A 22360-nucleotide genomic window follows, 5' to 3' on the forward strand; every position below is an offset into this window, starting at 1 on the left:
GCGGCTGGTAAGGCAGCGGCCCCTAGCAAAGCGAAATAGGGCTGGCAACCCATCTTGTGCGGGTTTCTTGCACGATCGCTTCCGCCTATGCCCCCTGCCATGCCTGCCGCCTCCCCCCTCGCTGCGGAAACCCGCCGACTCCTCGCGCTGGCCTGGCCGGTGATGCTGACCGGTCTCAACTGGACGATTCTCCATGTGACCGATGTGGTGGTGGTGGGCCTTGCAGGGACGCACCAAGTTGCCGCGCTGGGCGCGAGCAGGACGATCACCTTTCCGGGCATCGTGATGGGGCTGGGCGCGCTGACTGGCATCCTCGTTCATGTGTCGCGCGCAGATGGCTCGGGCGAGCTGCGCCAGACCGGTCGCGTGCTGCACGAAGGCTTGCTGCTCGCCTTGCTGCTCGGCCTCGCCAGCATGGGCATCCTGTTCGGGTTCGCCGCGCCGCTGCTCACAGGCGTGGGTGTGTCCCCGGATCTGGTCGCGGCGAGTACACCGGTGGTGCAGATCATGGCGCTTGCCTATCCCTTCCAGCTGCTCACCATCGCAACGAGTTTTTTTCTCGAAGGCGTCAGCCGCCCGGCGCGGGTCACGGTCGTCAATCTCGGGGTGCTGCCGGTGAACGCCTTGCTCGCCTGGCTGCTGGCCACGGGCGCATGGGGGCTACCGGCGCTGGGCGCGGTGGGCGCCGCGACGGCGACCGCCATCGCCTCCGCGCTCGGCGCGATCGGCATGCTTGCGGCCGCCTGGACCCTGCCGCGTGCCGAGGCGCGCGGCGTGCGGTCGCTCGGCGACTGGGGACGGACGGAAACGTGGAGGGGAGCCTGGGCGCTCGCTCGGTTCGGTCTCGTGCCCGCCGTCGCCTCCGGATTGGAGCTGGTGGGCTTTTCGATTCTGATCGCGCTGTCGACCCAGCTCGGGGAGACTACCGCACATGCCTTCCAGATCGTCTTCTCGATCCACAATGTCACGTTCGCGGTGGCACTGGGCCTGGGATCGGCTGCGGGAGTCCGCGTCGGCAATGCGGTAGGCGAGGGCGTGCCCGAGGCGGCCGCCGGCCGTGCGGGCATCGCCGCCGTCCTTGCGGCCCTTGCCACCGGCCTGCTGGCGCTGGGTCTGGTCTTCGTGCCGATGCTGGTTGTGGAGCGCTTCCCCGCGCCGGGCGAGGTTCACACGCTCGCGGCATCCATGCTGCTGCTCTGGGCGCCTTTCATCCTGTTCGACGGCGTGCAGGTGGTATTCGTCTATGCGCTGCGATCGCTCGGCGACCAGGTCGCGGCCGGGGTGAACGGCATTCTCGCCTTTTTCCTGGTGACCGGTGGCCTCGGCTTGTGGCTGGTGCAAGCAGGGCTGGGCCCGCAGGCACTGGTGCTGGCGTCCGGGTTCGGCATGGTCGCGGCGGCGCTGCTCGACGGAGGCCGCCTGCTGGTCGTCACCCGTCGAGTTCGCTCACGAAGCTGAGCTGCACATTCTTCGCGCCGCTCGGCACATCGACCTTGGCGCCGTTGAAATCGAAGCTCGCCTGCGAATCGAGCGTTCGGGTCGCCGGGGTGATCCGCCAGCTATAGACCTCGCCGCCCTGCGCATCGATCAGGCGAATGCGGATATCGGGCACGTGCTGCACGCTGCCGGTCGGATTGAGCACCTTGCCCGAAACGATGAACAGCTTGCTGCCGTCCGGCCGGGCCTGCAGCGCAACATTCTTGTCGCTGAACACGAGCGGCGTGCTCGCGCCACCGATCGGGAGGCCCAGCTGGGTGAGCACCTGCGGCGCCTTCCAGTAGAGCAGGGCGGCGCCGCCCAGTACCACCGAAACCAACGCCACCAGCGCCGCGATCGTCCACCGTAGGCCGCTGCGCTTCACCGGCGGAGCGGGCGCGTCGAACGGGTCATAGTCCGGCACCTCCGCTTGCGCGGCGAAGCTGCGCGGCAGCGGCGCGGGCGCCGTCTCCGGTTCCGCCTCGGCAACGCTCGCGAGCGGCGCAGGCTCAGACCCAGGGCGCTCTAACGGCGCGCCCGACTGGAACCAGCTATGCTTGCAGTTCGCACAGCGCACCGTGCGGCCGTCCGGACCGATCGCCGAATCCGGCACCTCGTAGCGCGATCCGCACTGGCTGCACTCCAAGATCATGCCCAAACCCCCTGGTACCCGCCCGAAACGCGACGGCCCGAACTGCGCCGGGACCTCGGAGTCTAGCGGGGCCGATTCGGGCCAGCAAGCGGCTTGGGACGGACGGCGGCTTGAGCGGCATCCGGGGCTGTGCGATGGCGATCGACGACCACGCGAAAAGGAGGCCAGGCCGCACGGCGCATGGCGAACATCGTGCACTTCGAAAATGTCGGCCTGCGCTATGGGACCGGACCGGAAACGCTGTCGGACGTGAGCTTCACGCTGGCGGCGGGCGGCTTCTATTTTCTCACCGGCGCATCAGGCGCGGGCAAGACCTCGCTGCTGAAGCTACTCTACCTCGCCCAGCGGCCGACGCGCGGTGCCGTGCGCCTGTTCGGCGAGGATGCCGGCGCCCTGCCCCGCGCCCGGCTCCCGGGCTTTCGCCGCCGCATCGGCGTGGTGTTCCAGGATTTTCGGCTGCTGCCCCAGCTCTCGGCCTATGACAATGTAGCGCTGCCGCTTCGTGTCGCCGGCGTTCGCGAGAGCGAGATCGAGACGCCGGTCATGGAAATGCTCGCCTGGGTCGGCCTCAGCGCGCGCGTTACCGCCAAGCCGCCGACGCTGTCGGGCGGCGAACAGCAGCGCATCGCCATTGCCCGCGCGGTGATCGCCCGCCCCGAAATCCTTGTTGCCGACGAACCAACGGGCAACGTCGATCCGGAAATGGCGGATCGACTCCTCCATCTGTTCGAGGCGCTCAACCGACTGGGAACCACAATCGTCGTGGCGACGCACGATCTGCATCTGATCCGCCGCATTCCGCGCGCGCAGCTTATGCGCGTCGAGAAGGGACGGCTGGTCGACCCCTCCGGGCTGCTTCGCCACCCCCCGGGGGGCGCATGAACGGATTCCGGCAGCGCGCCGCAATCGACCTGCGCCTGCTGGGCGAGGGCCAGCGCAGCTGGGTGATGGCGGGGATCATGGCAATCATGCTGTTCCTCACCGTACTGGCCGGCGCGCTGGGCCTGGGCGTGGCGCGGTCGGCCAGCGGGCTCGACCGGCAGCTGGCGGGGCAGCTGACGGTACAGCTGATCGAATCCGATGTTCGCCTGCGCGACATCCGTGCCAAGGCACTGGTCGCAGGAATCGCGACGGTGCCTGGCGTGACCCTGGTGCGTCAGGCGAACCGCGCCGAACTGGCGGAGCTGCTCAAACCCTGGCTCGGCGATGCCGGGCTCGATCCGGATCTGCCGATGCCGGTATTGATCGACGTCACCGCCGCGCCGGGATCGGCCGCGCAGGTGGCAGCCGCCGCCCGACATATCGCGCCGCAGGCGCGGGTGGACAGCAGCGCGCGGTGGCTTTCCCCCGTGCGAGGCCTGCTGGCGGCGCTGGGCCTCGTCGCCATCGGGCTGGTGCTGGTGATCGCGGCAGCCACCGCCGGCGTGGCGCTGCTTGTCGCCCGCGCGGGGCTGGACACGCACCGCGATACCATCGACGTGCTGCACATGCTCGGTTCGACCGACCTTCAGGTGGCCCGCCTCCTCCAGCGACGTATCGCGCGCGACACACTGCTCGGCGGCGCCCTCGGCACGCTGGCGGCGCTTGCGCTAGTCGCCCTGTTCCAGACCAAGCTCGCGCTGACCGGATCGGACGTGCTGGGCGGCGCGACCCTGCTGCCGATCGACTGGACGCTGCTGCTCCTTCTACCGCTGGGTTTCGCGCTGCTGGCAACAGTCGCGACGCGCATGACCGTGCTGCATACGCTCGGGCGAAAGCTGTGATCCGGCGATTCTTCTTCATGCTCGTGCTGCTCGCCCTGGCATGGGCTGCCGGCTTCGCGGTCTTCCTGTTCAACCTGGGCAAGCCGCTCGGCGCGCATCCCACCGACGCCGTGGTCGTGCTGACCGGCGGCCCGGGCCGGATTCAACGCGGGCTGGACGCACTGCGCCGCGAGGATGCGAAGCGGATGCTGGTGAGCGGCGTGAATCCGGACGTGCGCCCACGCGAGTTGGCGGCGCAGTTTCCCGCAGAGCGCGCCTTGTTCCGCTGCTGCGTGGACCTGGGGCACGAGGCGGTCGATACCCGCTCGAACGCGGACGAGACCGGGCGATGGGTGCACGAGCACGCCTATCGCAGCATCCGGCTCGTCACCTCGGACTGGCACATGGCGCGCGCCCGGCTGGAGCTGCGCCATGTGCTGCGCGGCGTGACCATCCTTGGCGACGGTGTCCCGAGCCGACCGGGCTGGCGCATGCTGCTGCGCGAATATCATAAATATCTGGTGCGCCGGGGGGCGCTCCTGCTGGGGGTCGATTGATGGACGTGCTGCGTACGTTGGTGTTTCGCGTTTTCTTTTACGGCATGTCGATCGTGATGGTGCTGCTGGTGCCGGTCGCGGCGCTGTTCGGCACACGCTTCCTGCGCGCGCATGCCAATTTCTGGGCGTGGCAGTTGCAATGGCTCGTGCGCACCATCGTCGGCGCGCGGCTGCGGATCGAAGGCACCGTGCCGACCGGGCAAATCCTGTTCGCCGGCAAGCACGAAAGCTATATCGAGGCGCTGGAGCTTACCCGCATGCTCGGCAGCCCGGCCACGGTGATGAAGCGCGAGCTCAGCAAGATCCCGCTCTGGGGCTGGGCGGCGAAGCGCTACGGCACGATCGTGGTCGACCGCGAGGCCAATGCAGCGGCGCTACGTTCGATGATGCGCGAGGCGCAGAAGGCCCGCGCCACCGGCCGCTCGGTACTGATCTTCCCCGAAGGTACGCGCGTGCCGCCGGGTGAGGCGCCGCCGCTACGCTCGGGATTTGCAGGGCTTTATCGCGCGCTCGACCTGCCGGTGGTGCCGGTTGCGGTGAAAAGCGGCCATATCTGGCCGCGCAAGGGGCTAATGCACAAGGGCGAGATCGTCTTCCGCTTCGGCGAGCCGATTCAGGCTGGACTGCCCCGTCGCGAGATCGAGGCGCGCGTGCATGCGGCGATCAACGCCTTGAACGGATAAGGCTGAGACTCAGCGCGGTCGGGTCCACAATCCCCCCGGACGCGGCGTAGGTGCCCGGCGGCGTGCCTCGCTCCAGGCCTTGAGGATAGCGGCCAGCTTCTCGCCGCCCGAAGTGGACGTACGGCTGTCCCAGGCGTGCGGGCCTCGCGCACGGACCTTCCGGGCGATGCCGCCATAGATGTCCGCCGCCGCCAGCACCGCCCAGGCCGAGCGGAACGAAAGCGCCGCGGCCGCCCCCCGTGCGCTGATCTCATAGCCTTCGGCCCGATCTGCCAGACGGGTACCGAGAATGGCGAGCGCGTTCCGATCGGCGAGCGGGTCCGCCGGGGTCAGCCCCACTTCGGCGAGCCAGACAGCCGGCAGGTAGCAACGACCGGCTTCGGCATCCTCGCCGACGTCCCGCGCGATATTGGCGAGCTGGAAGGCGAGGCCGAGATCGCAGGCACGGTCAAGCACCGCCTCGTCGTCGGGGCGTACGCCCATCACCACCGCCATCATGCAGCCGACCACGCCCGCCACATGGTAGCAATAGCGCAGCAAATCGTCCTCGATCTGCGGGCGCCAGTCCGCGGCATCGAGCGCGAATCCGTCTATGAGGTCCCATGCGAAGCGATGCGGCATGCCGGTCTCGGCCGCCACAATGCGCAGCGCGTCGAACGCAGCGTCCCCGACCCATTCCCCCGCCAGCGCCGCGGCGGTGCGCTCGCGGACTTCCGCCAGCCGTGCAGCCGGATCGGCGACGCGGGTCATGCCATGGCCATGGTCCTGGCCGTCGACGATATCGTCGCAGCGGCGGCACCAGGCATAGAGGAGCCAGGCGCGTTCGCGGGTCTCTGGGTCGAACAGCTTGCTCGCCGCGGCGAAGCTGCGCGAGCCGCGGGCGATCGATTCGCCCGCAGTCGCGACGATCGCGTCGCGGCCGGGAAAGCGCATTACAGCTGTTCGCGGCGCAGCTGGGCGATTGGTACCACGGGCTGCGCCTCGGCCATCTTCGCCAGCAGCCCGTCGATGGTGGAATCGACCAGCAGCAGCCCCTGGTGCTGCGGGCGAACGAAGCCCACAGCGCCCATATGCTCCCAGAACTCGACCAGCTTGTCGTAATAGCCGGCGATGTTGAGCAGCCCGATCGGGTCGGCGTGGTAGCCGAGCTGCGCCCAGCTCATCGCTTCCCACAATTCGTCCATCGTACCCGTGCCGCCAGGCAGGTTGACGAAGCCGTCGGCCAGTTCGGTAAAGCGCGCCTTGCGCTCATGCATCGTCTCGCAGACTTCCAGACTGGTTAGCCCGCGATGGGCGACCTCGGCATTGACCAGCAAGGTGGGAATCACGCCGATCACCTCGCCGCCTGCCTCCAGTGCAGCATCGGCGACCGCGCCCATCAGACCGAGGCGGCCACCGCCATAGACGACACCGATGCCACGCTCGGCGAGCGTGCGGCCCAGGGTGCGGGCGGCTTCGATATAGACCGGATCGGCCGGGCTGGCCGAGCCACAATAGACGGCGATACGCTTCATGAGATGCTCCTGTGGCGGGGCTGATAGCGTGTTTTGGCCGGGAGGGAGAGCCCCTTCCTTAGCCCTTCCCCCTGGGAGGCGGGGTTGGGGTGGCGGGGCTCCAGATCATCGATTGGTCTCGCTGGAGACACGGCCCCACCCATCCCCTGAAGGAAGGAAATTGAGTTGGGAGGATCCCTCTTAACCCTCTGCTACGCCCCGATCTCGCCCAGCATCAGCTCCGCCGTGGCCTTGGCGCTGCCCACCACACCCGGAATGCCTGCGCCAGGATGCGTACCAGCGCCAACGAAATACATGTTCGAAATCGCGTCATCGCGATTGTGCACGCGGAACCAGGCGCTCTGCGTGAGGATCGGCTCCAGGCTGAAGCCCGATCCATGATGCGCCGCGAGATCGTCGCGGAAGTCGGTCGGCGCATAATGGAACTTGGTGACGATCCGCTCGGCAAGATCGGGGATCAACCGGCGCTGGACCTCGGCAAGGATGCGCGCTTCAAGGATAGGGCCTACCTGGCTCCAGTCGGCCGGGAACTTGCCCAGGTGCGGAACCGGGGCCAGCGCGTAGAAGGTGGAATGCCCCTCGGGGGCCATGCTGGCATCGGATGCGCTGGGATGGTGCAGGTAGAGCGAGAAATCCTCACTGACCACGCCATTGGTGTAGATATCGTCGAGCAGCCCCTTATAGCGCGGGCCGAACAGGATCATGTGGTGCGGGATGTCCGGGAAGGTCCCCCGAAGCCCGAAGTGCACGACGAACAGCGAGGGCGAATAGCGCTTGTTGATCAGGCGGCCGGCGGTGCGCCGCGCGCTGCGCGAATTGCGCAGCAGATCGCGATAGCTGTGGACGATATCGGCGTTGCTCGCCACCGCATCGACTTCGACCTCAAAGCCGCTGCGCGTGCGCACGCCGACGACACGATCGCCCAGCGTGAGGATCTCGTCGACGGGATCGCCGATCCGCACTGCGCCGCCCAACCGTTCGAAGTGACGGATCATGCCCGCGATGAGGCGGTTGGTACCGCCCTCGGCCCACCAGACGCCGCCGTCGCGCTCCAGCTTGTGGATCAGCGCATAGATGCTGCTGGTCGCCATCGGATTGCCGCCGACAAGCAACGTGTGGAACGACAGCGCCTCGCGCAGCTTCTCGTTCTTCACATAGCTCGACACGATTGAATAGACAGAGCGCCAGGCCTGGTTTTGCATCAGCGCGGGCGCTGCCTTCAGCATCGACTTGAAGTCGAGGAACGCCTTGGCGCCGAGCTTCACATAGCCTTCCTGATAGACCCGCTCGGAATATTCCAGGAACTTGCGATAGCCGGCGATGTCGCTTGCATCGAGTTTGGCGATCTCGCCCGCCAGCACGGCATCGTCATTGGTATAGTCGAACGTCGTGCCGTCGGGCCAGGACAGGCGATAGAAGGGCGTGACCGGCTTGAGCGTCACATCCTCCGAAAGATCGTGTCCGGAAAGGCGCCACAGCTCCTTCAGCGCGTCCGGGTCGGTGATCACCGTCGGGCCGCCGTCGAAGGTGAAGCCGTCACGCTCCCAATAATAGGCACGCCCGCCCGGCTTGTCGCGGGCTTCGATGACGGTGGTGTCGACGCCCGCGGACTGGAGGCGGATGGCAAGGGCGAGGCCGCCGAACCCGGCGCCGATAACGACTGCGCGGCGCATCAGCGGTTCCAGATCGCAGCAAGAGCGCGGCTGATCGGCACCGGCGGCTTGCCCGACAACACGCGGACGCGGTCTCCCCAGGTCGATTGCGCGGCGTAGAAGCGCTGGATCAGTCCTGCATCCAGACGGTAGAATCGTTCCAGCACGCGATAGCGCTCCTCGGGTTCGGCCGCCTTGAACAGCATCGCGGCGAGCATGCGATAGAAGCCGCGCTTGCGCCAGAGCGCCCGCGAATAGCCATACAGCATTTGGTGCAGCGCCTCGCCCGAATAGTCATTTGCATCGGCGATCATGGCGGCGGTGCGGACGGCGTCGGGGAAGGAATAGCCGGTCATCGGGTGGAACAGGCCCGCCTTCATCCCCGCCTTGGCAATGCCGCGGCCGCCCGCTGCCCAATAGGCGCTGTGATCGCCGCCCATCGCCACCGGCAGGCTGCCCACTTCCTCGCGCAGCACGCGATCGACCTGCCACCCCGCCGCATCGGCATAGGCCTCGATCCGGTCGCCGGTGGCGAGAATGTCGAGCGATGGCGTGTCGCTGTAATAGGTGTCCTCGACGAACATCCGCGTCGGACTGAACGGCAGGCAGTAGACGAAGCGGTAGCCGTCGATCTGCGGCACCGTCGCGTCCATGATCAGCGGGCGCGGTACCGTGTTGAGCGCGGCGAGCGCGAGTTCAGCGCCGTGGAATTTCTGCCAGCCTAGCTGGAGCGCGCTGGTATCGCCGACGCCGCGGCAATCGATCACGCCCTCGGCCTCGACCAGGTCGCCATCCGCAAGTGCTACGGCATTGGGGGTGATGTCCGCCGCCTCGCGACCGAGCAGCAGGCCCTTGGGCCCCAGCGCCTCTCGCACCACGCGATCGAAATGCTCCGACTCGACCGAATAATAGCGGCCGGGCAAAGTGCGGCTGTGCGCCGGGAACGCGACGTCATAGCCGTTCCAGCCATGGCTGATCAGCGGCGCGGCGAGCCAGCGATGTTCGGGTGGGATATCGTCCGCGAAGAACGACCAGAGATGATTGCCGCCGATCCGCGCCGAGCCTTCGATCAGCCGGACGGTGCAATCGGGTTTCTTCTTCCGGATTGCCAGCGCGATAAGCCCGCCGGCAAGGCCGCCGCCGACAATGGCGACGTCACAACTGATGGTTGAAGGCATGGCTGTCGCCTAGCCCAAGGGCGGAGGTGTGGGAACCCCGCCATTGGGGACGCGGCACGAAACGGTCGCTGGCCGGGGGCGCCCCGGCGCACGCCAAGTGGTTCATTTTCTTTTACCATCGGCCCATGGCTTGCACACTTGGCATCAAGCGCGCGCCAGGCGCATCAGCGATTTGTGAAGTAGGGGAACCAGAGCGACGCGAAGCAAGCTTTTTTGGCGCGACGCTTGTCGCCGCTACCCTCCTCGCCGCGGCCGTCGCGCAGGCCCAGATCGCGCGGATCACCAGAATCTACAGCCAGATTTCAATACGCAGTCGACGCGCGGCACCGGGATTGCGCTGCCGGGCGAAGAAAGCAGGACGTGCCTCCTCTACGACTCAGAAGTCGAGCTTGGCCGACAGCGATACGGTGCGGCCGTTGATCGCACGGCCCCAGCCGATGCCGTTGGCCGGCACTTCGCTCTGGTTGAATTCGAAGAATCCGACCTGATCGAACAGGTTGCTGGCGTTGAGCATCAGCCGCACCCGATCGACCGGCTTCATGATCAGGAAGGCGTTGACCACGGTAAAGCCGGGCATCTTGAGCAAGTTGCTGTCCTGCGCATAGCTGCCGGTGATCGTCACCACATTCGCACCGAGCGTTGCGCGGCGGAGTTCGATCTGCGGCGTCGCTTCCAGTGTCCAGGCGGGTTGGTGACGAGGTTCCTTTCCGGTCAATGTCGGATCGAGGAAGTCCTTGGTGATCTTCGCCTTGGTATAGGTGGCGCCCGCCGCAATGCTGAAGATGCCGCGACGATAGCTGCCCTCCATCTCCACGCCGGTGGCGCGGTAGCTGCGGATGGTCTGGTTGGCCGATCCGTTGAGAACATTATGGTCGTCCGCGGTCGCGCGGAAGGCGGTGACGTTAAGCGTCGCACCCGCCTTGCGGAACTTGAAGCCGCCTTCGAGCTGGCGGACCTCATCATATTTGTCGGCCGCGTTGGGCACGCGGCCGTCGGTGGCGCTCACCGCGGGGGTGAACAGAATTTTGTCGGCGTTGGCCCGGGCGCCGCGGCTGTAGCGGGCGAAGACCGAGAAGGGCTCCGCGACGCGGTAGTTGATGCCGCTCGAATAGCTCCAATAGCCGTAGTTGTAGTTGACCGGTGCGGGCGCATCGAGCGGCAGGAAAGCGACGCGCTTCTCCGGCGCGGAAATCACGCCGTTGCCGTTGATGTCGTAGCTGATCAGGCCCACCCGGCCGCCGCCCAGATCGGCGCCGATCAGCGAACCGCGCACCCGGCCGCGATCATAGCGGACGCTGCCGCCGATCGAGAGCTTGCCGATATGATAGTTGACCGAGCCATAGGGTGCGAGAATATCGTACGACACGTCGAAAATTCGGCGGAATTTGCTGCCGTTTCGGCTGAAGGTGTAATAGCCGTTCTGGGTTTGCGCGACGCCGCTTGCGCTGGTGACGTTCACCATCGCTGTCTGCGCGTTTCCGGCCACATCGGTGTCGATGCCGGAATGCAGCCATGTCGCGTACAATTTCTGATTCGCCTTGTAGAGACCGCCGGTGACGGTCAGGTCACCCTGGCCGAGCTTCCACACCTTCGTCGCCCGGACGTCGTTGGTGAAATTGTCGAGCGCGCCGATGCGGGTCTGCGCCATATAGTTGAACGAAAGCAGGCCATTGCCATTGGCATTGACCGGCACTGCCTTGCCGATGTTCGGCCCGCTGGCATAGGTCGCGATTGCGCCGACGCCCGCCTGAGAATTGGCGATCGTCGAGATAGGGCCGACCGCCGACGGGAATATGCGCAGGAAGTCTCCCGAATTCATCGAGTAGCGGGCGCGCTCGCTGATCGTCACACCGGCAATGTCGAACTGCGCCTCCAATCCGATGGCCTTGCTCTTGGCGTGCATGCCATTGGCGACAGCAAAGCGGGCCAGCTTGTTGTCGCCGTCCAGCGTCGTGACAGGTCCGATAAAGGGAGAGAGCAGCGAATCCTTGCGAATGTCGAATCCGTGCACGCTGCCGACGACCGGCTTGTCGTTCGTGCCGGAGATCCGGATCGGATAGGGCGCGAAGGTAGGTGAGCGGTCGTCGAGCCATTTGCCGCTGACACGGACATAGCCGGTCGCAAACTGCTTGGTCATGTTAAAGCGGAATTGGCCGCCTTTGTAGGTGGTGAAGCCGGTGTCGCGCGGACCCTCACCCGAGCGGTAGTAGCCGCCGACATGGAAGCGCCAGCCGTCGCCCAGCGGCTGGCCATAGTCCATGTCCACCCGGCGCTCGCCATAGCCGAGGCCGACGGTCGCCTGCACCGCGCCGCCGCGCGTCTCGCCCGTCTTCGAGATCAGGTTGATGAGGCCGCCCGGCGCGTTGGACGAGAAGGTGGAGCCGGAGCCGCCGCGGATCGATTCGATCGCGGCCACGTTGAAATCGGCGCGCATGAACACGTCGACCGCGACGTTGAAGATGTCCCCGAATTCGAGGACCGGCAGCCCGTCTTCCTGGAACTGCATGTATTTCGACCCGCCCGCCGCCAGCGGCAGGCCCCGAACCGTGTAATTGGCGTTGCCCTCGCCGATCCCGCTTTCGACGCGCAGGCCCGGCATGGTGCGGAGCACGTCGCCCAGGGGGCGGGGCCCCAGCTTCTCGAACTCGGCCGCGCGATAGGCGCTGGTCGACGTCGCGCTGTCGAGCCGGTCGCGGCCCTTGGCGACACCGGTGGAGAAGACTTCCTTCTCCGGCACGCGCGCTGCCGTCGACGGCTTGGTCGCGCTATCGTTCGACTGGGCGAGCGCAGGATGCGCGATCACGCCGGAACAAAATGCGAGCAGCCACTGGCGATACTTCATGACAATCTTTCCCGACCCAGGCTCGTTCTTCTTTGATTTCCGAACGGTAGACCCGTTGGTGTTTAGAAAGACGGTCGTCGGATCTGCGTAGAACTACGCAGGGGCGGCGACGCCGGTGCGAGCGCGCGGGATGACGCAACCGGGTTTGCGCCGCATTGCGGGCCGGTCTGCGAAGGCGTAGCAGCGGAAGCCATGGACATCGCCCTCGCCATCCTCGCCTCCGCCATCGCGATGACGGTGATCGTCGGCGCCCGCTATATCGCCGCGTCGGCGGGGTTCGCGCTGGCGACGCGCATGCGCCATCCGGGGCTCTATGCCGGCCAGGCCAGGCAGATCCGCATGGAGATCGGCTGGAGCCTCGCTTCCGCCGCGATCTACGGCATCCCGGCCGGCATCGTCGCCTGGGGCTGGAAGGCACGGGGCTGGACGCTGATCTATGCGGACATCCACGCCATGCCGCTCTGGTATCTGCCGGTGTCGGTGTTCCTGTACCTCTTCCTGCACGACACCTGGTTCTACTGGACCCACCGGGCGATGCACGTCCCGGCACTGTTCCGCCGCTATCACGCCGTCCACCATGCCAGCCGCCCCCCCACGGCCTGGGCGGCGATGAGCTTCCATTGGGGGGAGGCCCTGTCCGGTGCGATCGTGATTCCGCTGCTGGTCTTCGCAATTCCCATTCATGTCGGCGCGCTTGGCTTGGTGCTGACGATCATGACGGTTATGGGGGTGACCAATCACATGGGTTGGGAAATCTTCCCGGCCTTCCTGTGGCGGGGGCCTTTGGGTGCGTGGCTGATCACGGCGAGCCATCATCAGCGCCATCACGAGCGGTATGGGTGCAATTATGGATTATATTTCCGGTTCTGGGACCGGCTCTGCGGGACCGATCAGGGGCTGGGCCGGTTCGATCCTGCGGCGCGGTACCTGGGCAATCGTCGCGCTACCGCTGCTGACCAGCGCCGCGCCGCTGGCGACGCTGGAGCTTGATTTCACCAGCCTGCGCTCGACGCGCGGCCTGCTGCAGATCTGCATCGCCCCCGCCGCGAACCAGTTCCCCGATTGCCGCGACGGCCGCGGCGCGATCAAGCGGACGATCCCGGCCGCCGACGGCAAGCTGCGCCTGAGCGGCCTGGCCCCGGGCGACTATGCCGTGGCGGTGATCCACGACGCGAACGGCAACGGCAAGCTGGATACCTTCATGGGAATTCCGCGCGAGGGGTTCGGCTTTTCGCGCAACCCGGTGATCGGCTTCGGGCCGCCCCGTTTTTCCGCCGCGCGCTTCCCGCTCCAGGGCGGCGACGACCGGCAGGAAGTCAAGCTGCGCTACCTGCTCTAGGAACTGGGCGACATCGCGGGCGTTTCCCGGGTCCGATCGTCTGATCCTGTTCCCGGAGTATCCCATGCCCTTCCTGCGCCCCGTCGCGAGCGCCGCTCTCGCCATGCTCCCGCTGTTCGCCGCGGCCCCCGCCTTCGCCCAGCAACAAGGGGCCGACACCCCCCCGGACCTGAACCGCGATACGGTGATGGTGGGCGTGGGCGCCGCCGTGGTGCCGAGCTATGACGGATCGGACAAGAGCGTGATCACCGCCGCACCGGCCGTGCGCGGCCGTGTCTCCGGCATCAATTTCGCGCTGCTGGGCAGCCGTGCCTGGGCGGACCTGATCGCCGACAATAACGGCAAGGGCTGGGACTTCCAGGCCGGCCCGGTCGTCAACGTCAATCTCAACCGCACCTCGCGCATCGACGACCGGCAGGTCGCGGCGCTGGGCAAGGTCGACACCGCGATCGAAGCCGGCGGCTTTGTCGGGCTCGGCAAGCAGGGGCTTATCACCAGCGACTATGACAAGCTGACCGTGGGCGTGTCGTACATCCATGACGTCGGCACGGTGCACAAGAGCTACATCGTCTCGCCCTCGGTAAGCTATGGGACGCCGCTGAGCCGCAAGGCCTATGTGCTGCTGAACCTCTCGGCCAACTACATGGGCAACGGCTATGCCCAGACCTATTTCGGCGTGACGCCGGGCGGCAGCGCGCGGAGCGGCCTGCCGGTCTACAACGCGCGCAAGGGCTGGAAGGACTGGACGCTGGGCGCGATGGGCAACGTGTCCCTGACCGGCGATCTTACCCATGGTCTTTCGGTGGTGGGCGGCGTCGCCTATCGCCGCATGCTCGACGACGCTGCGGACTCGCCGATCGTGCGGATCGCCGGTTCGCGCGACCAATGGTTCGGTGCGCTCGGTCTCGCCTACACATTCTGAACGGACACACAAAATGCGCCGAACGGTTGCATTCGGACACGCTTCCGAATTGCCCCGCCCGGATCGCCACTGTAGCTAGTAGGCCGATCAGGTCTTTTTCGCTGTATCTAGTGAGTCTTCGTCGCGGAAGGGGCCGTAACAGGGGGGAAGGCATGAAACTACATGCAGTAGCTGGCGTTCTGGGTTTCGCTGCCGCATCGATCGCGACGCCGAGCCTGGCGATGACGATCGATACCACCGGTCCCTATGTTTCGCAGGTCTATTCCTTCGGTGCGGGCGCTACGCCCACCTATGGCCAGACCTTCACCGTCGGACGCGAGAACGCGCTGAACGCCTTCACCTTCTTCCTTGGCGGTGGTCCGGTCAATGTCCGCGCCTATGTCTATGCCTGGACCGGCCACCGGGCGAGCGGCGGGGCGTTCTACGCGAGTGACGTCCGCAGCTTCGGCGGCACCAAGGGCACGTCGTTCGACGCGCTCACCTTCAACGTCGGCGCGGTCGACCTTGCTGCCGGCCATCGCTATGTCGCGTTTCTTACGACGGCAGGCGTCGACCAGCCCGGCAATGCGAGCTTTGCCTGGATGCCGACCGCTGGGTCCTTGGGCAGCGACGCCTATGCCGGCGGCGATTTCGTCTACACCAACGGCACCCTGGCCCAGACGCTCGGCCGCAACTGGGACGATAGCGCAGGCGCCTATGGCGACGTGCAGTTCAAGGCGGATTTCAGCGTCGGGGCCACGTCGGGCGTACCCGAGCCGGCCGCCTGGGCGATGATGATCGGCGGCTTCGGCCTTGCCGGTGGGGCGCTGCGCCGCCGCCGTGCGCGGACATTGCTGCGCCTCGCCTGATCTTCCTAACCTTTGGTAGGCATGCGGCGCGTCGGGATTGCCGGGCGCGCCGCGGGCCTGTACACGACGAACCATTCCCCGGGGGACCGCTGATGCAGCGGTTGAGAGGAAGGCCGCAGCCTTCGACCCGCTGAACCTGATCCGGTTGACACCGGCGTAGGGAGGGAGGGTCTTGTTTCCCGAGGTCCATCTGCTCCCCGCGTACCGCCCGAAGGAGTAGACGAGCATGGCCGACATTCCCGCCAAGACCGAAATCGGCGTCACCACCGGCCCGATCCGCGGCAGCCGCAAGATTCACGTCGGCAAGCATCGCGTGGCGATGCGCGAGATCCACCTCGAGCCGGGCAGCGGCGAGGCGCCGGTGCGCGTCTACGACACCTCGGGCCCGTACACCGATCCCGATGCCCGCATCGACATCATGGCCGGCCTGCCGGCGATCCGCCGCGACTGGATCCTCGGCCGCGGCGATGTCGAAGCCTATGACGGCCGCCAGGTGAAGCCCGAGGACAACGGCCTGAAGGGCCCGGACCGCTCGGCCGGCGTGCCGCAGTTCCCGAACGTGGTGCAGCGCCCGCTGCGCGCCAAGCCGGGCATGAACGTGTCCCAGATGCACTATGCCAAGCGCGGCATCATCACGCCCGAGATGGAATATGTCGCCGAGCGCGAGAATCTCGGCCGCGAACGGCTCGCCGAATATGTCCGCGACGGGCAGGACTGGGGCGCCGCGATCCCCGATTACGTGACCCCCGAATTCGTCCGCGAGGAGGTCGCGCGCGGGCGGGCGATCATCCCGAACAACATCAACCACCCGGAAAGCGAGCCGATGGCGATCGGTCGCAATTTCCTGGTCAAGATCAACGCCAATATCGGCAATTCGGCGGTCGCCAGCGACGTGGCGAACGAGGTCGACAAGATGGTCTGGTCGATCCGCTGGGGCGCGGACACGGTGATGGACCTCTCCACCGGCCGCAACATCCACGACACCCGCGAGTGGATCCTGCGCAATTCGCCGGTGCCGATCGGCACGGTGCCGATCTACCAGGCGCTGGAAAAGGTGGGCGGCATCGCCGAGGACCTCACCTGGGAGATCTTCCGCGACACGCTGATCGAGCAGGCCGAGCAGGGCGTCGACTATTTCACCATCCATGCCGGCGTGCGGCTGCCCTATATCCCGATGACCGCCAAGCGCGTCACCGGCATCGTCAGCCGCGGCGGCTCGATCATGGCGAAGTGGTGCCTCGCGCATCACCGTGAATCGTTCCTCTACGAGCGGTTCGACGAGATCACCGAGATCATGAAGGCCTATGACATCGCCTATTCGCTGGGCGACGGCCTGCGCCCCGGCTCGATCGCCGACGCCAATGACGAGGCGCAGTTCGCCGAGCTCTACACGCTGGGCGAGCTGACCAAGCGCGCCTGGGAACAGGACGTGCAGGTGATGATCGAGGGCCCCGGCCATGTGCCGATGCACAAGATCAAGCAGAACATGGAAAAGCAGCTCGAGGCGTGCGGCGAGGCGCCCTTCTACACGCTCGGGCCGCTGACCACCGATATCGCGCCGGGCTATGACCACATCACCAGCGGCATCGGCGCGGCGATGATCGGCTGGTACGGCACGGCGATGCTCTGCTACGTCACGCCGAAGGAGCATCTGGGGCTTCCCGACCGCGACGACGTGAAGGTGGGCGTGGTCACCTACAAGCTGGCGGCGCACGCGGCTGATCTCGCCAAGGGCCATCCGGCGGCGAAGGTGCGCGACGATGCGCTGAGCCGCGCGCGCTTCGAGTTCCGCTGGCGCGACCAGTTCAACCTGTCGCTCGATCCGGACACGGCCGAGCAGTATCACGACCAGACGCTGCCGGCGGAAGGTGCGAAGACCGCGCATTTCTGCTCGATGTGCGGGCCGAAATTCTGCTCGATGAAGATCACGCAGGAGGTGCGCGACTTCGCCGCCAAGCAGAACGCGTCGGCCGATACCTTCCTGGCGGCAACGCCGGCGACGGTGGATGCCGAGACGGGCATGGCAGAGATGAGCAAGGTGTTCCGCGAGACCGGCAGCGAGCTCTACATGGGTGCCGGCGGGCGCGAGCACGACTGACCGGGACGGGGGCGGCGCAGGCTTGCCGCCCCCTTTGCCCGCTGCGTCCCGCCTTGGGACGAGAAAAATCGTTTCCTCTGGAACCCTGGGGCGATTTGCCGGTTCACGGCCGCGTGGATTAATAGAATATTAACCATGATGGCGCAGGCCGATCGGGTCCCGCGCCTCCGTATTTACACGGCGGCGGCCGGGAGAGGATGCCCCAAGGGGCACAACACAGGGGGCGACATGATGAAGGCTTGGATCGCAGCGTTTGCACTGGTTTGTCTCGCCGCGCCTGCCGCAGCGCAGACCTTTTCGAACTCCGGCACGATCAGCATTCCGGACAGGGTCGGCAACGCCAACGGCTATGCCGACAGCGTCATCAATGTGTCGGGCCTCAATGGTCGCCTTTCCGGCCTGTCGCTCACGCTGACCGGAATCAGCCACAGCTTCTCCAACGATCTCGTCTTCGGCCTGGTCGCGGAGAATGCGGGGATCGGCTTCATCTTCTGGAGCGAGGCCGGCTTCAACAACGCGCTGTCCAACGTCACGGTGAGCTTCAGCGACAGCGCCGCGGGCTTCCTGCCCTATTCGCTGGCGACGACCGCACCGATCACCGCGGGGACCTATCTGCCGTCCAACTGGGCCGGCTACGGTGTCGCCGGCGTGAACAATGCGGTGTTCTTTTCCGACTTCTACGGCATCAACCCCAATGGCGACTGGCGCCTGATCGCGCTGGATACGGGCGAAGGGGATGTCGGGTCGGTCGGCGGCGGCTGGAGCCTGACCATGTCGACCACGCCGGTCGGCGGCGCCGTGCCGGAACCGGCGAGCTGGGCGATGCTGATCGGCGGCTTCGCGCTGGCCGGCAGCGCGCTGCGCCGGCAGCGGACCAGCCGGGCCGCGCTCGCCGCCTGATCCTGCCGCGGCGCTGCCGGTGCCACCGCCTCACGGCGTGGCCGGCAGCGCCCAGTCGATCGGCTTCTGGCCGATGCACTCCAGAAACGCGTTCGTCCGGCTGAACGGACGCGACCCGAAAAAGCCGGCATGCGCCGACAGCGGCGACGGGTGCGGCGATTTCAGCACGAGGTGCCGCCCGCCCTTCTCGATCGAGTCGACAAAGGCCGCCTTTTTCTGCGCATGCGCGCCCCAGAGCAGGAACACCACCGGCTCGGGCCGGGCATTGACCAGCCGGATCACCGCATCGGTGAAGCGCTCCCAGCCCCGCCCCTGATGCGCCGCCGCGCGCCCCATCTCCACCGTCAGCACCGCGTTGAGCAGCAGCACGCCCTGCCGGGCCCAATGCTCGAGAAAGCCGTGTCGCGCGCGCGGGATGCCGAGATCGGTTTCCATCTCCTTGTAGATGTTGACGAGGCTGGGCGGCGTCCGGACACCCGGCTGGACGGAGAAGCACAGCCCGTGCGCCTGCCCTTCGCCATGATAGGGGTCCTGCCCCAGGATGACGACGCGCACCTGCTCCAGCGGCGTCAGGTCGAGCGCGCGAAACCAGTCGCTGCCGGCCGGGAAAATGCGTTTCCCGGCGGCTTTCTCGGCACGCAGATAGTCCCGCAGCGCGGCCATATAGGGTTGGGCGAACTCTTCCTCGAGCGGGGCCAGCCAGCTCGGGTGCAGCTTGATCGTGGACATGGCGCCCTCTGTCCGGTGCGCGGACAAGCGTGTCAATCACAGGCTATTGACAGCGTTGACGCAAACGATAGCTTTCGTGGACAACAAGCATGAAGCAACGACAACCAAAGAGGAGGGGTGCCATGACATCATGGCTGATCGCGTTCGCATATGGTGTCGGCATGGTCGCGTCGCCCGCGCCGGCCCAGGCGCAACCGCAGAGCGACGTTTCCAAGCAAATCATCAACGCCCCGGCGCCGGAAAGCTTCGCCGTCTATGGCCTCCCCGCGCAGCCTGCGGTGGTGAAGGACAAGAATGTGCAGGGCGGCAGGGCGCTGCGCGTCGCGATCCCGGCGGCGTCGGACCAGCCCTGGACGATCGGGCTGACCTCCACGGTCACCCAGCCCGTCAAGAAGGGCGACAAGCTGGTGGTCGCGGCATGGATCCGCGCCGCCACCCTGCCGGACGGCGCAACCAGCGCCAAGATCGCCGCGCTCCAGATCAATCTGTCGAAGGCGCCCTACACGCCGGTGTTCAAGGGCGAGGCCGAAGCGACGGCCGCGTGGAAGATGGTGCACGCCAGCGGCATCGCCGATCGCGATTATGCCGCGGGCGAACTCACCGCCTCGATGCAGCTCGCCACGGGCAAGCAGGTGCTCGACGTGGGGCCGATCCTGGTGCTCGACCTCAACAAGTGATCCGCCGCAGCGTCTCCGGATCACGGCTGCCGGCATAGAAGGCATCGAGACAGGCGGCGAAGATGCCGTCCGGCTCGATGTCCGCCGCCTCGAACAGGGTCATCGAGGAACGGACCTTCATCGCGTCGATGTCGCCGAGGATCGCCTCGGCGCGGCGTTTGCCGGCATGGGCGAGCAGCGTCCGTGTCAGGTCCCGCAACCGCGGGCCGAGCAGCGGGTGCGCCAGATAGGCGCGCGCCTCTTCCAGATCGGCAATGGCATAACGCTGCGCCATGTCGCTCCGGCCGAGCCCCGCGATCTGCGGGAAGATATACCAGATCCAGTGGCTGGTCTTGCGGCCGCGCTGGAGTTCCGCACGCGCGACCGCAAAGTCTGTCGCCTGGGCGGCGACGAAGCGGTCGAGCGGGTCCATGGCAGTCTCCTCGTCAGCTGCGGATCGCCGTCACCAGATAGTTGAGCGCCTCGTTCTCGGTCACCACGAAACCACGGGTGGGCGAGAAGCTCAGGCCCTGGCGGTCGATCACCTTCAGGCCCGAATCCGCGAGCAGCGCCTCAAGTTCCTCCGGCTTGAGGAAGCGGCTCCAGTCGTGCGTGCCCTTGGGAATCGCGCCGGCGCCTTCGGCGAGCGTAATCATCGCCAGCCGCGAGAGCGGCGTGCGGTTGGGCGTGGAAAGCACCATGAGCCCGCCCTCGGCCAGCGCGCCGGCAAGCCCGCGCACGAAGCCGGCGGGATCGCTGACATGCTCGATCACTTCCATCGAGGTGACAAGATCGAAGCTGCGACCGGCCAGATCCTCGATCCCGCCATGGACATAATCGATCGGCAGGCCGGACAGTTCGGCATGCGCGCGCGCCGCGCCGATATTTTCCGCCGCCGCATCCACCCCGGTTACCCGCGCGCCGAGGCGGGCGAGCGGCTCGCACAAAAGGCCGGCGCCGCAGCCCACATCGATGGCGGCCTTGCCGGTCAGCGGCATGAAGTCCGCCGAATCACCTGCCCAATGTTCGTCGATCGCGCGGCGGATATAGCCCAGCCGCGCAGGATTCAGCCGGTGGAGCATGGCGGAGGAACCCTTTGGATTCCACCAATCGGCCGCCAGACGACCGAAATGTTCCGCTTCTCGGGGGTCAATCGTAGCTATTGTTGCGTTCGGCATCGCTGGCTCCTATCAGGCACGCCCATCTCTCCCAAGGGCAGGAAACAAGCAACCAGCCATGGCGCGTATCGTAATGAAGTTCGGCGGCACATCGATGGCCGGGATCGAGCGTATCCGCAGCGTCGCTGCCCGCGTCAAACGCGAGTGGGAGGCGGGCAACCAGGTCGCGGTGGTCGTCTCGGCGATGGCAGGCGAGACCGATCGCCTGGTCGGCTTCTGCCGCGAGGCCTCGTCGCTCTACGACCCCAAGGAATATGACGTCGTCGTTTCCGCCGGCGAGCAGATCACCAGCGGCCTGCTGGCGATCGCGCTGCAGGCGATCGGCGTGCCGGCGCGCTCCTGGCTCGGCTGGCAGCTGCCGGTGCAGACCTCGGACGCCTTCGCCAAGGCGCGCATCGAGGAGATCGGCACCGACGCGCTGCTCGCCAGCATGGGTAACGGTGAAGTCGCCGTTATCCCCGGCTTCCAGGGCGTGCACGAGGACCGGATCACCACGCTCGGGCGTGGTGGATCGGACACCTCGGCGGTGGCGGTGGCAGCGGCGGTGAAGGCCGATCGCTGCGACATCTACACCGATGTCGACGGCGTCTACACCACCGATCCGCGCATCGTGCCCCGCGCACGCAAGCTGAAGCGCGTGACCTATGAGGAAATGCTCGAACTCGCCAGCGTCGGCGCCAAGGTGCTCCAGACCCGTTCGGTCGGCCTGGCGATGAAGGAAGGGGTTCGCGTGCAGGTGCTCTCGTCCTTCACGGGCGACGACGCGCCGATGGCAGATACATTGCCCGGGACGATGATCGTGGGCGAAGAGGAGATTCAGGACGTGGAACGCCAGCTCATCACCGGCATCGCGCACGACAAGAACGAGGCCAAGATCACCCTGACCGCAGTGCCGGACAAGCCCGGCGCGGTGGCATCGATCTTCACGCCGCTTGCCGATGCCAGCATCAATGTCGACATGATCATCCAGAACATCGCGCACCAGAGCGCCGGCAGCGCCAGCGCGACGGACGTGACGTTCACGGTGCCGGCGGCGGATCTCGCCCGCTCGCTGGAGATCCTGGCGCAGCAGAAGGAAGCGATCGGCTTCACCGGCATCAGCCACGACACGCGCGTGGCCAAGGTCTCGGTGGTCGGCGTGGGCATGCGCAGCCATGCGGGCGTCGCCGCGACGATGTTCCAGACGCTGGGCGCGCGCGGCATCAACATCCAGGCGATCACCACCTCCGAGATCAAGGTCTCGGTGCTGATCGAGGAAGACTATACCGAGCTCGCGGTGCGCGTGCTGCACACGGCCTATGGCCTCGACGCGGAAGACGTCGCGGCGTGATCCGGCGCTCGGCAAGCGGCGCGCGCCTCTTGCCGAGTCCGTACCCCGGCGGCTAGGTCCGGCG

Annotated in this window: 21 protein-coding genes, 1 pseudogene and 1 riboswitch; of the genes and pseudogenes, 13 read left to right on the forward strand and 9 right to left on the reverse strand. The window is 66.7% G+C overall.

Going from position 1 to position 22360, the window contains the following annotated elements; genetic code table 11:
- Positions 1-99: 99 nt before the first annotated feature.
- Positions 100-1458 carry an MATE family efflux transporter gene (locus A7X12_RS21785; protein ID WP_064313557.1) on the forward strand — a complete coding sequence of 453 codons (1359 nt, stop codon included), beginning with the start codon at positions 100-102 and terminating at the stop codon, positions 1456-1458.
- Here the strand turns inward: A7X12_RS21785 and A7X12_RS21790 are convergent.
- Positions 1430-2128, reverse strand: coding sequence for a zinc-ribbon domain-containing protein (locus tag A7X12_RS21790; protein WP_064313558.1), 699 nt, complete (start codon positions 2126-2128; stop codon positions 1430-1432). The two genes, A7X12_RS21785 and A7X12_RS21790, sit on opposite strands and share 29 nt — an antisense overlap.
- Before the next feature lie 180 nt (positions 2129-2308).
- On the opposite strand from A7X12_RS21790, the gene ftsE reads away from it, so the two are divergent.
- From ftsE to A7X12_RS21810, 4 genes are read left to right on the forward strand one after another with little or no spacing between them, the layout of a single operon-like run.
- Entirely contained in the window at positions 2309-3010 is a 702-nt protein-coding gene (gene ftsE, locus A7X12_RS21795) for a cell division ATP-binding protein FtsE (protein ID WP_064313559.1), read from the forward strand.
- Positions 3007-3891, forward strand: a complete 885-nt coding sequence (locus tag A7X12_RS21800) for a cell division protein FtsX (RefSeq protein ID WP_064313560.1) — start codon at positions 3007-3009, stop codon at positions 3889-3891. Before ftsE ends, A7X12_RS21800 begins: the two co-directional genes overlap by 4 nt.
- A complete protein-coding gene (locus A7X12_RS21805; protein ID WP_064313561.1) occupies positions 3888-4427 on the forward strand; it encodes a YdcF family protein in 540 nt (179 codons plus the stop codon). Before A7X12_RS21800 ends, A7X12_RS21805 begins: the two co-directional genes overlap by 4 nt.
- A complete protein-coding gene (locus A7X12_RS21810) occupies positions 4427-5110 on the forward strand; it encodes a lysophospholipid acyltransferase family protein (RefSeq protein ID WP_064313562.1) in 684 nt (227 codons plus the stop codon). Before A7X12_RS21805 ends, A7X12_RS21810 begins: the two co-directional genes overlap by 1 nt.
- Before the next feature lie 9 nt (positions 5111-5119).
- Here A7X12_RS21810 and A7X12_RS21815 read toward each other — a convergent pair whose 3' ends face one another.
- The 5 genes from A7X12_RS21815 to A7X12_RS21835 form a co-directional block, all read right to left on the reverse strand.
- The gene (locus A7X12_RS21815) at positions 5120-6043 is read right to left on the reverse strand and encodes a phytoene/squalene synthase family protein (RefSeq protein WP_064313563.1); all 924 of its coding nucleotides are present in this window, start codon (positions 6041-6043) and stop codon (positions 5120-5122) included.
- Positions 6043-6624, reverse strand: a complete 582-nt coding sequence (locus tag A7X12_RS21820) for a TIGR00730 family Rossman fold protein (RefSeq protein WP_064313564.1) — start codon at positions 6622-6624, stop codon at positions 6043-6045. The genes A7X12_RS21815 and A7X12_RS21820 overlap by 1 nt, the downstream gene beginning before the upstream one ends.
- A gap of 191 nt (positions 6625-6815) precedes the next feature.
- Positions 6816-8297, reverse strand: a complete 1482-nt coding sequence (locus A7X12_RS21825; protein ID WP_064313565.1) for a phytoene desaturase — start codon at positions 8295-8297, stop codon at positions 6816-6818.
- Entirely contained in the window at positions 8297-9454 is a 1158-nt protein-coding gene (crtY, locus tag A7X12_RS21830; protein WP_064313566.1) for a lycopene beta-cyclase CrtY, read from the reverse strand. The genes A7X12_RS21825 and crtY overlap by 1 nt, the downstream gene beginning before the upstream one ends.
- Positions 9455-9830: 376 nt before the next feature.
- The gene (locus A7X12_RS21835) at positions 9831-12296 is read right to left on the reverse strand and encodes a TonB-dependent receptor domain-containing protein (protein WP_064313567.1); all 2466 of its coding nucleotides are present in this window, start codon (positions 12294-12296) and stop codon (positions 9831-9833) included.
- A gap of 192 nt (positions 12297-12488) precedes the next feature.
- On the opposite strand from A7X12_RS21835, the gene A7X12_RS21840 reads away from it, so the two are divergent.
- The 6 genes and pseudogenes from A7X12_RS21840 (at position 12489) to A7X12_RS26505 (ending at position 18403) form a co-directional block, all read left to right on the forward strand.
- The gene (locus tag A7X12_RS21840) at positions 12489-13286 is read left to right on the forward strand and encodes a sterol desaturase family protein (protein ID WP_064313568.1); all 798 of its coding nucleotides are present in this window, start codon (positions 12489-12491) and stop codon (positions 13284-13286) included.
- Positions 13276-13635 carry a DUF2141 domain-containing protein gene (locus A7X12_RS21845; RefSeq protein WP_232318647.1) on the forward strand — a complete coding sequence of 120 codons (360 nt, stop codon included), beginning with the start codon at positions 13276-13278 and terminating at the stop codon, positions 13633-13635. The genes A7X12_RS21840 and A7X12_RS21845 overlap by 11 nt, the downstream gene beginning before the upstream one ends.
- Positions 13636-13699: 64 nt before the next feature.
- Positions 13700-14557, forward strand: coding sequence for a MipA/OmpV family protein (locus A7X12_RS21850; protein ID WP_064313569.1), 858 nt, complete (start codon positions 13700-13702; stop codon positions 14555-14557).
- 728 nt (positions 14558-15285) lie between these two features.
- A pseudogene (locus A7X12_RS26825) lies at positions 15286-15405 on the forward strand (PEPxxWA-CTERM sorting domain-containing protein); the annotation flags it as partial.
- Positions 15406-15474: 69 nt separating this feature from the next.
- A riboswitch (TPP riboswitch) is annotated at positions 15475-15585 on the forward strand.
- A 46-nt stretch (positions 15586-15631) separates the two neighbouring features.
- The gene (gene thiC, locus A7X12_RS21860; RefSeq protein WP_064313571.1) at positions 15632-17503 is read left to right on the forward strand and encodes a phosphomethylpyrimidine synthase ThiC; all 1872 of its coding nucleotides are present in this window, start codon (positions 15632-15634) and stop codon (positions 17501-17503) included.
- 228 nt (positions 17504-17731) lie between these two features.
- Positions 17732-18403 carry a PEPxxWA-CTERM sorting domain-containing protein gene (locus A7X12_RS26505; RefSeq protein ID WP_064313572.1) on the forward strand — a complete coding sequence of 224 codons (672 nt, stop codon included), beginning with the start codon at positions 17732-17734 and terminating at the stop codon, positions 18401-18403.
- 30 nt (positions 18404-18433) lie between these two features.
- On the opposite strand, the gene ung is transcribed toward A7X12_RS26505, so the two are convergent.
- Entirely contained in the window at positions 18434-19132 is a 699-nt protein-coding gene (gene ung / locus A7X12_RS21870) for a uracil-DNA glycosylase (protein ID WP_064313573.1), read from the reverse strand.
- Positions 19133-19254: 122 nt separating this feature from the next.
- Here ung and A7X12_RS21875 point away from each other — a divergent pair, with 122 nt between their 5' ends.
- Positions 19255-19809, forward strand: coding sequence for a hypothetical protein (locus A7X12_RS21875; RefSeq protein ID WP_064313574.1), 555 nt, complete (start codon positions 19255-19257; stop codon positions 19807-19809).
- Here A7X12_RS21875 and A7X12_RS21880 read toward each other — a convergent pair.
- On the reverse strand, positions 19799-20221 hold the full coding sequence (locus A7X12_RS21880) for a DUF1810 domain-containing protein (protein WP_064313575.1): 423 nt from the start codon (positions 20219-20221) through the stop codon (positions 19799-19801). The genes A7X12_RS21875 and A7X12_RS21880 overlap by 11 nt on opposite strands.
- A 13-nt stretch (positions 20222-20234) precedes the next feature.
- Positions 20235-20966 (reverse strand): bifunctional 2-polyprenyl-6-hydroxyphenol methylase/3-demethylubiquinol 3-O-methyltransferase UbiG, encoded by a 732-nt coding sequence (gene ubiG / locus A7X12_RS21885; RefSeq protein WP_064313576.1) that lies wholly within the window; start codon positions 20964-20966, stop codon positions 20235-20237.
- A 58-nt stretch (positions 20967-21024) separates the two neighbouring features.
- Here ubiG and A7X12_RS21890 point away from each other — a divergent pair, with 58 nt between their 5' ends.
- Positions 21025-22296 (forward strand): aspartate kinase, encoded by a 1272-nt coding sequence (locus A7X12_RS21890; RefSeq protein WP_064313577.1) that lies wholly within the window; start codon positions 21025-21027, stop codon positions 22294-22296.
- The last annotated feature ends 64 nt before the right edge of the window (positions 22297-22360 follow it).

The organism is Sphingomonas sp. TDK1 (assembly GCF_001650735.1).
Lineage (GTDB): Bacteria > Pseudomonadota > Alphaproteobacteria > Sphingomonadales > Sphingomonadaceae > Sphingomonas.